The organism is Stenotrophomonas sp. TWI273 (assembly GCF_039674765.1).
GTDB lineage: Bacteria > Pseudomonadota > Gammaproteobacteria > Xanthomonadales > Xanthomonadaceae > Stenotrophomonas.
Genome location: NZ_JBDJOA010000017.1, coordinates 32,519 through 43,139, shown reverse-complemented (window position 1 = coordinate 43,139; position 10,621 = coordinate 32,519). Strand labels below are relative to the sequence as shown.

Here is a 10,621-nt window from a genome sequence, read left to right as displayed (position 1 = left end):
GCTCCAGGCGATGCGTGATGTGCGGGCAGCCGGCCAGCGGCCGGCTCTGCCGATGAGGGCGCGGAAAGACGCCCCCGCGTCAGCTGTCGAGTTCCAGCACCATGCGCACCAGGCCCGGCGTACCGTTCGGGTGCGGGATCGGCTGGAAGCCCAGCGAGGCGGCCAGCTGCTTCATCGGCTCGTTCTCTTCGGCAACATCACCGTACAGACGATCCAGGTACTTGCCGCGCGCCCACTTGACCAGCTTGCGCATCAACTGCCTGCCCAGGCCCTGGCCGACCAGGAAGCGGCTGACCAGGATGGCGTACTCGGCCTCGCGGGTACCGGGGATGATCGAGGCACGCGCGACCGCACCCACCACGGCTTCACCGGCGGGCAGCGACTCGGCCGCGACCAGGGTGATTTCGCTCTTGGGATTGGGATGGGTCAGGCGCTGCGTCGTTTCCGGCGACAGTTCGGTTACCGACTGCAGGAAGCGGTCGCGGATCTCTTCGGGACCGAACAGACTGAAAGCGGCATGCAGCGGCGGGCCGTCTTCCGGCCGGATGGGGCGGATCAGCAGCTCGTGGCCACTGGGTGCCTTGAAAATCTCGTGCCAGGGCGGCATGCGGTTACGGGTAGCCATACCGGTGATTCCTTGGTGGTCTTCGGATTCTCGCATCCCGGGGGCAGCGTTCCGTGAACGGATCACTCACGCCGCGCCGGACGGGAGGCGCCGGCCAGGCCGGGGTTCCGGCCTGGATTCAGGGGGTCATTCGGCCTGCTTGAGCCACTGCAGGCGGGTCGAGGCGCCGGCCTCGCCCAGGTGCTGCTTGAGCGCCGGCATGGCCGGGGCCAGGACCTGGTCGAACTGCCACGGCGGGTTGAGCAGCAGCATGCCGCTGCCATTGAGCCGCAGCGGGGAGTCGTCCGGGCGGATCAGCAGCTCGGCGGTCAGCACCGATTTCACCGGCAGCGCACAGGCCTTGCGCAGGAAATGCAGGATGGTCCGGCGCTGCTTGATCGGGAACCAGATCGCAAAGCTGGCCTGCGGCCACCGGCCCAGGATCTCGGTCACCGAGGCCAGGATGGCCTGGTACTCGGCGTCCTGCCCCTCGTAGGGCGGGTCGATCAGGACCAGCCCCCGGCCGATCTTCACGCCGTTGGCCTTGGGCGGCAGCAGCTTCTTGTTCTGGGCATAGCCATCGGCGTGATACACGGCCACCCGGCTGTCATGGGCGAACAGTGCCTTCAGCGCGGTGGCTTCGGCATCCTGCACTTCACAGACGGCCATGCGGTCCTGCTCGCGCAGGGTCTGGGCGGTCAGCAGGGGCGAGCCGGGATAGCTGATCATCGCCCCGACCGGGTTGTCGGCCTGGACTGCCTTGAGATAGCGCTCCACCACCGCGGGCAGCTGCGGCTGGGCCATCAGGCGCATCACGCCGTCTTCGGCCTCCAGCGTCTTGCGGCTTTCCTCGCTGGCCAGCAGGTAGCGGCCTGCGCCGCCGTGGGTGTCCAGCACGAAGAACGGGCTGTCCTTGCGCTTGAAAGTGTCGAGCAGGGCAAGCTGCACGATGTGCTTGAGCACATCGGCATGGTTGCCGGCATGGAAGGCGTGGCGGTAATTCATCGGCGCAGTGTACGGGGCGGCGGGCCCAGCGGCTATGCTGCGCGCATGAGCCACCCCCTGCACAACGTCCTGGTGGTCGAGGACGAAACCGCCATCGCCGATACCGTTCTGTATGCACTGCGCAGTGAAGGCTACGGCGCCCAGCATTGCCTGCTCGGCGGGGAGGCGCTGGCCCGGCTGCGCCAGCACGCCTTCGATGTGGTGGTGCTGGATGTCGGCCTGCCGGACATGAGCGGTTTCGAGGTCTGCCGCACGTTGCGCACCTTCAGCGAGGTGCCGGTGATCTTCCTGACCGCCCGCAATGACGAGTTCGACCGGGTGCTCGGCCTGGAGCTGGGGGCGGATGACTATATGGCCAAGCCCTTCTCGCCGCGCGAGCTGGTGGCGCGGGTGCGCGCGCGCCTGCGCCGGTCCGCAGCCCCGGCCGACACCACCGGCTGGCAGCAGCTTGGGCGCTTCTCGATCGACCGCGAGGGCAGCCGGATCCGTTTCGGTGACCAGCCGCTGGACCTGACCCGCTACGAGTACGCGCTGATGGCGGCCCTGCTGCAGCGCCCCGGCGCGATCCTCAGCCGCGCCCAGCTTATGGACCGCGGCTGGGACAGCGACGCCGACAGCGCCGACCGCACCGTCGATACCCACGTCAAAACCCTGCGTGCCAAGCTGCGTGCCGCCGGTGCCGAGACCGACCCGATCCGCACCCACCGTGGCTTGGGCTACGCACTGGAGGTGTAGGCATGCGGCTGGGCCTGAAACTGTTCCTGGGCTTCTTCCTGATCGTGGGTATCGCCGCGTTCTTCGTGATGCGTATTTTCGTCAACGAAGTGAAGCCTGGCGTGCGCCAGGCGATGGAGTCGACGTTGGTCGATGCAGCCAACGTGCTGGCTGAAATGGCCGCCGCCGATCTCAAGGCCGGGCACATCCGCGACGGCCGCTTTGTCGCCGATCTGGCGCGTGCGCAGCGGCGTGACCCGAAGGCGATGGTGTGGCGTTTTCCCAAGCGCACGCTGGATTACCAGGTCACCATCACCGATGCCAAGGGCATCGTGGTGTACGACTCGACCGGGCGCGATGTGGGGCGCGACAACTCGCGCTGGAACGATGTCTATCGCACCCTGCGTGGCGAATACGGCGCGCGTTCCAGCCCGGAAACCCCGGGCGACGATACCCACTCGGTGATGCACGTGGCCGCGCCGATCTTCGATCCGGCCGATGGGCGCCGCTTGATCGGTGTGCTCAGCCTGGCCCAACCCAACCGCAGCATCGATCCGTTCATCGCCGCCAGCCAGCGCGCCATCATGAAGCGCGGTGCCTGGCTGATCGGTCTCTCGGCGCTGATCGGCCTGCTGATGACCGCGTGGCTGATGCACGGCGTGAGCCGGCTCAATCGCTACGCCAAGGCGGTCAGCGCCGGTGAGCCGGTGCCGCCGCCGAAGCCGCGCCGCGACGAGATCGGCGATCTGGGCCAGGCGCTGGAAACCATGCGTCGCAAGCTGGAAGGCAAGGCCTACGTCGAGCAGTACGTTCAATCGCTGACGCATGAAATGAAGAGCCCGCTGGCCGCGATCCGCGGTGCCGCCGAACTGTTGCAGGAGCCGTTGCCGGATGCCGACCGTGCGCATTTTGCACGCAGCATTGAAGGCCAGGCGCAGCGGCTCACCGAAACCATCGACAAGCTGCTGGCGTTGGCCGAGGTGGAACAGTACGGCTGGCTGCACAAGCACGAGCGGCTTGCCTTGGCACCCTTGCTGCAGGCCGCGACCGATGCGGTGGCGGTGCGTGCGCAGGCGGCGGGCGTAGCACTCCATGTGGAGGTGCTGGCCGAGAGCGTGCAGGGCGACGGCTATCTGCTGCGCCAGGCGCTCAACAATCTGCTGGAGAATGCCGTGGCGTTCTCACCCGCCGGCAGCAGCATCACGCTCGGTGCGCGTGCAGAAGGCGAGGGCATCGCGCTGACCGTGGCCGACCGCGGCAGTGGCGTGCCCGAGTACGCGCTCGACCGCGTGTTCGAGCGCTTCTATTCCCTGGCGCGCCCGGGTACCGGCCAGCGCAGCTCCGGCCTCGGCCTGTCGTTCGTGCAGGAAGTGGCCCGCCTGCACGGCGGCCGGGTCAGCCTGCGCAACCGCGATGACGGCGGCGCGCAGGCGGTGTTGTGGCTGCCGTCGCGGCTGCCTTCGGTCCCGCCGCGGCGCTGACCGCCGCTGCACTTCACACTGACTTCAAACTCGGCACAAACCCCGCACACCGGCGCGCGGGAAGCTGGCCCCCTCCCAACCGAGGACGGGTCATGAAATCCCTGAAGATGCTGTTGCGGTTCGCCATTGTCGGCGGGCTGATCCTGTTGCTGCTGATTCCGCTGAGCCTGATCAAGGGGGTGATCCGCGAGCGTGAGGCCTACCGCGACGAGGCGTACCAACGCGTCGCGCAGAGCCGCGCCGGCGCGCAGATTCTGACCGGCCCGATCCGGGTGGTGCCGTGGACCGAAACCCGCGAAGTCGAGGTCGTGGATGCGGCCGGCACCAAAAAGAAGGAAAAGCAGGTCGAGCAGGGCCAGTGGCTGCAGATGCCGGCCACGCTCACGGTGGACGGCGTGATGCAGCCGGACGAGCGCCGCGTCGGCCTGTTCCGCGTCCCGGTCTATAGCTGGAAGGCCACGATCAGCGCCGCGTTCGCCGATGACGACTACCCGGTGAAAGCCGGCCGCGTGTATGGCACGCCCTTCCTGACCGTGGGCATCGCCGATGTGCGTGGCCTGGTCGGTTCGCCGAACCTGCGCGTGGATGGCAACGCCGTGACGCTGTTGCCCGATGCCGGCGGCGTCAGTGGCATCGGCACGGGCCTGCATGTCGGCTTGCCGGGCCTGGCGGATGAACGGGGTGGCGTGCTCAAGGGCAGCAAGGTCGAGCTGGAGCTGGTGCTGGATGGCACCCGGTCGCTGTCGGTGGTGCCGGTGGGCGATGACAGCCGCATCGCGCTGCGCTCGCCCTGGCCGCACCCGCTGTTCGGTGGCAGCTTCCTGCCCAACGAGCGCAAGGTCGACGCGCAGGGCTTCGACGCCCAGTGGGCGGTGTCCTCGCTGGCCTCGCGTGCCCAGCACCAGCTGCGCAACCGCCCGGACATCGACGCCGAGGCGGTAAGCGTGGAGCTGGTCAATCCGGTCGATGTCTATACCCAGGCCGACCGCGCCAGCAAGTACGGCATCCTCTTCATCCTGCTCACCTTCGTCGGCTTCATCCTGTTCGAGCTGATCAAGCAGCTGCGCATCCACCCGCTGCAGTACCTGATGGTCGGCCTGGCGTTGGCGATCTTCTTCCTGCTGCTGCTCAGCCTCTCCGAGCACATCGCGTTCTGGCAGGCCTATGCACTCTCGGCGCTCGCCTGTATCGGCATCCAGACCGTGTATCTGTCCGGCGTATTGAAGAGCTGGAAACGCGGCCTGGGCTTCGCGCTGATGCTCAGTGCCCTGTATGGCGCGCTGTACGGGCTGCTGATCTCGGAGAACAACGCGCTGCTGATGGGCTCGCTGCTGCTGTTCGGCGTGCTGGCCGCGGTGATGTGGGTGACCCGCCGGGTCGATTGGTACGAACTCGGCGCACGCCTGAGCTGAGGAACGGACATGAGCTTGCGCCGCTGTCTGCAGGAACGAGTGCGCCGGGCGCTGCCCGCCCGGCTGGAGGTGGCTTCGCTGCTGGAGGGCGAGGCCTCGGGATGGCCGTCACCGCTGAGGGCGCTGCCCGGTACGCCGGCAGCGCCGGGGCTGCTGCGTTTCGGCTTGGCCCCGGCCACCTGCGAGGCGATCACCGTGCACGGGCTACGCTTTCTGGAACAGGCACGGCAGGCGCGCGGACGCCTGCCGCTGCCGCACTGGTGTGGCGACTATCGGCCGTGGCGTGAGGGTGCACAGGCGTTGCGTGAGGTCGGCATCCGCGGGTTGCCCGCGGACTGGCCGGTGCATGCGGCGGTCTACGCCAGCGCCTCGGAAGACCGCAGCCGCTGGTTGCTGGTACTGCCTGCCCGTGGCCAGCTCTGGTACGGCTGGATGGCGTGACCATGACTCTTGGCCCGGGGGCACCGGGACCACGCCCGATAGACTCGGGGATTGTTCGTGGTCTGGCCGAGAGGCGGGGGTAATCGTGTTCAAGTGGGGCATGTTGAGCGTGGCATTGGCATTGAGTGGCGTCGCCGATGCACAGACGAAGGAAACGGTGGACCTGGACATGGTCAGCCGCATCCGCCAGGAAGCCTTCCACCGGTCGCAGGTGATGGCGACCTTCAGCCATCTGACCGAGCAGATCGGCCCGCGCCTGACCAATTCGCCCGCGATGGGCGAGGCCAATACCTGGACCCGCAGCAAGTTCAACGAGTGGGGCCTGGTCAACGTCCATGACGAGGCCTTCGATGCGTTCGGCCGCGGCTGGGAGTTCAGCAACGCCAGCGTGGAACTGCTGAGCCCGCGCGTGGCGCCGCTGTATGCGCTGCCGAAGGCCTGGACCCCGGGCACCAACGGCCCGGTCGAGGGCGAGGTGATCAAGGTCGAGATCAAGAAGCTCGCCGATCTGGATCAGTACAAGGGCAAGATCGCCGGCAAGATCCTGCTGCTCAATGATGCACGCGACTACGAACGGGCAACCAAGTCCGATTCGCACCGCCACGATGACGCCGGCCTGGCCGAGCTGCAGGTGTTCGCGGTGCCCAAGGACGTCGCCGATGCCAAGGCCGACCGTGCCAAGAAGGCCAAGGAGTTCCTGGAGAAGCAGGAACTGACCCGTGCCACCAACGCCTTCTTCGCCGAGCAGGGCGTGCTGGCCACGATCAGCATCAGCGGCTGGGACAACGGCATCATCCGCGTCGGCGGCGGTGGCTCACGCAAGGCGGGCGAACCGGTCGGCGTGCCCGAGCTGGCGATGATGGCCGAGCACTACAACCAGCTGGTGCGGGCGGTCGACCAGAAGCAGGCGGTCAAGCTGCGCGTGAATGTCGAGGCCCGTTTCACCGATACGCAGGACCAGCCGGGCTACAACACGCTGGCCGAGATCCGCGGCAGCGGCAAGGCCGATGAGATCGTGATGCTCGGCGCGCACATGGATTCCTGGCACACCGGCACCGGTGCAGCCGACAACGCTGCCGGCGTGGCGGTGATGATGGAAGCCATGCGCATCCTCAAGGCGGTTGGCGCCAAGCCCAAGCGCACGATCCGCGTGGCGCTGTGGAGTGGCGAAGAGCAGGGCCTGATCGGCTCCCAGGATTACGTGTCCAAGCACTTCGCGCGCTACCCCGAGCCGACCGACCCGGCGCAGCTCAAGCTGCCGGCCTCGATGCGTGAACCCACCGGCGCCCTGCAGCGCCAGCGCGATTACGACAAGTTCTCGGCGTACTTCAACATGGACAACGGCTCGGGCCGCTTCCGCGGCATCTACGCGCAGGAGAACCTGGCCGCGGTGCCGATCTTCGAAGCGTGGCTGGCCCCGTTCCATGACGTGGGCGCGACCACCGTGGCCACCCGCAACACCGGCAGCACCGACCACATCGCGTTCGATCGCGTTGGCCTGCCCGGGTTCCAGTTCATTCAGGACCGCCTGGACTACTTCACCAACGTCCACCACAGCAACCTGGACACCTGGGACCACGCCGAGCCGGAGGACCTGAAGCAGGCCGCCGCCATCGTGGCCTCGTTCGTCTACAACGCGGCGATGCGCGATGAAAAGCTGCCGCGCAAGCCGTTGCTGACGCCCTGAAGGCTGCCGCGTGGGCCGCCGGGAAATGGCCGCCCACGCCATGCCGGGCAAGGAGTGCCCGGTTTGCGGCCGGGGCGGGGTAAAATTGCCGGGATTCCGTTTCCCGCCCTGAGCCCTCCATGACCTGCCGCACCCGTTTTGCCCCCAGTCCCACCGGCTACCTGCACATTGGTGGCGCCCGCACGGCGCTGTACTGCTGGCTGGAGGCCCGTCACCGTGGCGGCGAATTCGTGCTGCGCATCGAAGACACCGACCGCGAGCGCAGCACCCAGGGCGCGATCGACGCGATCCTGGAGGCGATGGAGTGGCTGGGCCTGGGCTATGACGAAGGCCCGATCTACCAGACCCAGCGCGTGGCCCGCTATCTGGAAGTGGCCGAGCAGCTGGTCGCCGATGGCAAGGCCTACTACGCCTACGAGACCAGGGAAGAGCTGGACGCGATGCGCGAGGCCGCCATGGCCAAGCAGGAAAAGCCGCGTTACAACGGCGCCGCGCGTGAGCTGGGCCTGCCGTACAAGGACGACCCGAACCGCGTGATCCGCTTCAAGAATCCGCTCGAGGGCACGGTGGTGTTCGACGACCTGATCAAGGGCCGCATCGAGATCGCCAACAGCGAGCTGGACGACATGGTCATCTTCCGCCCGGACGGTTTCCCCACCTACAACTTCGCGGTGGTGGTGGACGATTGGGACATGCGCATCAGCGAGGTCATCCGCGGCGACGACCACATCAACAACACCCCGCGCCAGATCAATCTGTACGAGGGCATCGGCGCCCCCGTGCCGAAGTTCGGCCATATGCCGATGATCCTGGACGAGCAGGGCGCGAAGCTGTCCAAGCGCACCGGTGCGGCCGACGTGATGCAGTACAAGGACGCCGGCTACCTGCCGGACGCACTGCTCAGCTACCTGGCCCGCCTGGGCTGGTCGCATGGCGACCAGGAGCTGTTCAGCCGCAAGGAACTGATCGATCTGTTCGATGTGACCAACTGCAATTCCAAGGCCGCGCGCCTGGACATGGCCAAGCTGGGCTGGGTCAACCAGCACTTCCTGAAGACCGAACAACCGGCCGACATCGCTCCGCACCTGGTCTACCAGCTGAACAAGCTGGGCCTGGACCTGAACGCCGGTCCGGCGCCGGCCGACGTGGTGGTGGCACTGCGCGACCGCGTGCAGACGCTGAAGGAAATGGCCGAGAAGGCGGTGGTGTGGTATCAGCCGCTGACCGAATACGACGAGGCCGCGGTGGCCAAGCACTTCAAGCCGGGCGCGGAACTGGCGCTGGGGAAGGCCCGCGAGCTGTTGGGCGCGGCCGGGGAGTGGACGGTGGAGAGCGTTTCGGCGGCACTGCATGACGTGGCGACGGCGCTTGAGATCGGCATGGGCAAGGTGGCCCAGCCGCTGCGCGTGGCCATCACCGGCACCCAGGTCAGCCCGGACATTTCACAGACGGTGTTCCTGGCCGGGCGTGAAGAGGCCTTGAAACGCATCGAGGTCGCACTCACTAAAGTACCGACGGCCTGACCACAGGAGACCGCGCATGTCCGCAAAAACCGCTTGTACCGCTCCGCATCATCACGTTCACGACGCCTCCGACTTCGTGAAGGTGGTCGAGCGCGTGTGCTCGGAACGCGGGCTGCGGCTGACGCCGATCCGCGCGAACGTACTGCGCCTGATTGCCGAGGCCGGCAAGCCGGTGAAGGCGTACGAATTGCTGGAGTGGGTGCGCAACGGCAAGGGCGTCGGTGCCGACGCCCCGCCGACGGTGTACCGGGCGCTGGATTTCCTGATGGCCAATGGCTTCGTGCACAAGCTGGAATCGGTGAATGCGTTCGTGGCGTGCCACCATCCGAGCAGTGCGCAGCATTCGGTGCCGTTCCTGATCTGCAACAGTTGCCACAGTGCGGTGGAGCTGGAGGACAAGGAGATTGTCAGCCAGCTGGAGAAACGGGCGAAGGAGCTCGGTTTCCAGCCGCAGGCGCAGACGCTGGAAGTGCATGGCCTGTGCGCGCGCTGTGCGGGGTAGGTACCGACCGTTGGTCGGTACGCTGTTGATGTTGAAAAGCCGCGCATCTGCGCGGCTTTTTCGTTTCACGGCGTCGCATCGGTCGGCTCGCGCCCTTCCGCAGCGGTATCCACTTTGACGATCACCGACATGCCCGGACGCAGGCGCGGTGCCAGCGGCTGATCGGGGTCGATGGAGATGCGGATCGGCAGGCGCTGGACGACCTTGGTGAAGTTGCCGCTGGCGTTGTCCGGACGCAGGACACTGAACTCCGAGCCGGTGGCCGGGGCGATCTGTTCGATGTGGCCGTGCAGCTTCTGGCCATCGAAGGCATCCACGGAGAAGGTGGCCGGTTGGCCGATGCGCATCTTCCAGGTCTGGCCTTCCTTGAAATTGGCGACCACCCACAAGGCATCGGGCACCAGGAACAGCAGCTGCGAGCCGGCGGTGACGTATTGGCCCAGGCGCACCGAGGCTTCGCTGACCTGACCGTCGCGCGGCGCCTGGATCACCGTGTTGGCGAGATCGATCTTCGCCAGTTCCAGCTGGGCCTGGGCCGTCTCGACGCGGGCTTCCAGGCCTTTGCGGGCAACCTGGGTGGAGGTCAGGGTTTCCTCGGCGATGCGGATCTGGGCCTGCGACTGCAGCACGCTGGCCTGCGCCGATTGCGTGGTGGTGCGGAACTTGTCACGGTCGTTGAGGGCGACCAGTTGCTGGTCGGCGAGTTCTTCGTAGCGCTTGAGTTCGGTACGCGAGCGCGAGAGCTCGGCCTGGCCGGCAGACAGGTTGGCCTGCGCGGCCTGGATCTGCGCGCGGTTCTGTGCCTGGGATTGATCGGAGTTGGCCAGCGCGGCCTTGGCGCTGTCCAGATCGGCTTCGGCCTGGACGACTTTCTCGCGGTAGATGCGGTCGTCGATGCGCAGCAGCGGCTCGCCTTGTTTGACGTGCTGGAAGTCCTTGACCAGCACCTCGGTCACATAGCCGTTGACCTGCGGCGCGAGCACGGTGATCTGGCCGCGCACGTAGGCGTTGTCGGTGGTCACCCGGGACGTCTCGAACGGCCACAGTGACCAGGCGCGCAGGATCAGCGCGATGCCGATCAGGGCGATCACGATCATGATGATCACAGCACGCAGGCTCGGCTTGAGGTACTTGGGCACGCCCGAGGGGGCCGCCGCGGGCGGCGGCGCAGGGGCGGGCGCAGCATCGGTCGGCGGCGGTGGGTTGACGTTCTCCGGGGCGGTATCGTCGTGCGGGGGTTGGGTCGACATGG

At 67.1% G+C, this 10,621-nt stretch carries 10 protein-coding genes; 7 read left to right on the top strand and 3 right to left on the bottom strand.

Annotated features, from left to right (window positions below):
* Positions 1–79: 79 nt before the first annotated feature.
* Both ABE571_RS16450 and rlmJ read right to left on the bottom strand, forming a co-directional pair.
* On the bottom strand, positions 80–625 hold the full coding sequence (locus ABE571_RS16450; protein WP_019184458.1) for a GNAT family N-acetyltransferase: 546 nt from the start codon (positions 623–625) through the stop codon (positions 80–82).
* 126 nt (positions 626–751) lie between these two features.
* On the bottom strand, positions 752–1,609 hold the full coding sequence (gene rlmJ, locus ABE571_RS16445) for a 23S rRNA (adenine(2030)-N(6))-methyltransferase RlmJ (protein ID WP_282263631.1): 858 nt from the start codon (positions 1,607–1,609) through the stop codon (positions 752–754).
* 45 nt (positions 1,610–1,654) lie between these two features.
* On the opposite strand from rlmJ, the gene creB reads away from it, so the two are divergent.
* The 7 genes from creB (at position 1,655) to ABE571_RS16410 (ending at position 9,369) form a co-directional block, all read left to right on the top strand.
* Positions 1,655–2,344 carry a two-component system response regulator CreB gene (gene creB / locus ABE571_RS16440; protein WP_121041385.1) on the top strand — a complete coding sequence of 230 codons (690 nt, stop codon included), beginning with the start codon at positions 1,655–1,657 and terminating at the stop codon, positions 2,342–2,344.
* 2 nt (positions 2,345–2,346) lie between these two features.
* Positions 2,347–3,804 (top strand): two-component system sensor histidine kinase CreC, encoded by a 1,458-nt coding sequence (gene creC, locus ABE571_RS16435; protein ID WP_313212855.1) that lies wholly within the window; start codon positions 2,347–2,349, stop codon positions 3,802–3,804.
* Positions 3,805–3,896: 92 nt separating this feature from the next.
* Entirely contained in the window at positions 3,897–5,216 is a 1,320-nt protein-coding gene (gene creD, locus ABE571_RS16430; protein ID WP_313217675.1) for a cell envelope integrity protein CreD, read from the top strand.
* 9 nt (positions 5,217–5,225) lie between these two features.
* Positions 5,226–5,657: a hypothetical protein gene (locus tag ABE571_RS16425; protein WP_313212851.1), complete on the top strand. Its 432-nt coding sequence runs from the start codon at positions 5,226–5,228 to the stop codon at positions 5,655–5,657.
* A 100-nt stretch (positions 5,658–5,757) separates the two neighbouring features.
* Entirely contained in the window at positions 5,758–7,344 is a 1,587-nt protein-coding gene (locus ABE571_RS16420) for a M20/M25/M40 family metallo-hydrolase (RefSeq protein WP_346481910.1), read from the top strand.
* Between the two features lie 119 nt (positions 7,345–7,463).
* A complete protein-coding gene (gene gltX / locus ABE571_RS16415; RefSeq protein ID WP_313210766.1) occupies positions 7,464–8,867 on the top strand; it encodes a glutamate--tRNA ligase in 1,404 nt (467 codons plus the stop codon).
* A gap of 16 nt (positions 8,868–8,883) precedes the next feature.
* The gene (locus tag ABE571_RS16410) at positions 8,884–9,369 is read left to right on the top strand and encodes a Fur family transcriptional regulator (protein ID WP_019184450.1); all 486 of its coding nucleotides are present in this window, start codon (positions 8,884–8,886) and stop codon (positions 9,367–9,369) included.
* Positions 9,370–9,434: 65 nt separating this feature from the next.
* Here the strand turns inward: ABE571_RS16410 and ABE571_RS16405 are convergent, their stop codons facing one another.
* On the bottom strand, positions 9,435–10,619 hold the full coding sequence (locus ABE571_RS16405) for an HlyD family secretion protein (RefSeq protein ID WP_313217679.1): 1,185 nt from the start codon (positions 10,617–10,619) through the stop codon (positions 9,435–9,437).
* Between the last annotated feature and the right edge of the window lie 2 nt (positions 10,620–10,621).

Excerpts from the sequence above, each read along its gene's own strand:
- ABE571_RS16450 (WP_019184458.1), bottom strand. The coding sequence starts at position 625 with ATGGCTACCCGTAACCGCATGCCGCCCTGGCACGAGATTTTCAAGGCA.
- ABE571_RS16420 (WP_346481910.1), top strand. The coding sequence starts at position 5,758 with ATGTTGAGCGTGGCATTGGCATTGAGTGGCGTCGCCGATGCACAGACG.
- creB (WP_121041385.1), top strand. The coding sequence starts at position 1,655 with ATGAGCCACCCCCTGCACAACGTCCTGGTGGTCGAGGACGAAACCGCC.
- ABE571_RS16405 (WP_313217679.1), bottom strand. The coding sequence starts at position 10,619 with ATGTCGACCCAACCCCCGCACGACGATACCGCCCCGGAGAACGTCAAC.
- rlmJ (WP_282263631.1), bottom strand. The coding sequence starts at position 1,609 with ATGAATTACCGCCACGCCTTCCATGCCGGCAACCATGCCGATGTGCTC.
- ABE571_RS16425 (WP_313212851.1), top strand. The coding sequence starts at position 5,226 with ATGAGCTTGCGCCGCTGTCTGCAGGAACGAGTGCGCCGGGCGCTGCCC.
- creC (WP_313212855.1), top strand. The coding sequence starts at position 2,347 with ATGCGGCTGGGCCTGAAACTGTTCCTGGGCTTCTTCCTGATCGTGGGT.
- creD (WP_313217675.1), top strand. The coding sequence starts at position 3,897 with ATGAAATCCCTGAAGATGCTGTTGCGGTTCGCCATTGTCGGCGGGCTG.
- ABE571_RS16410 (WP_019184450.1), top strand. The coding sequence starts at position 8,884 with ATGTCCGCAAAAACCGCTTGTACCGCTCCGCATCATCACGTTCACGAC.
- gltX (WP_313210766.1), top strand. The coding sequence starts at position 7,464 with ATGACCTGCCGCACCCGTTTTGCCCCCAGTCCCACCGGCTACCTGCAC.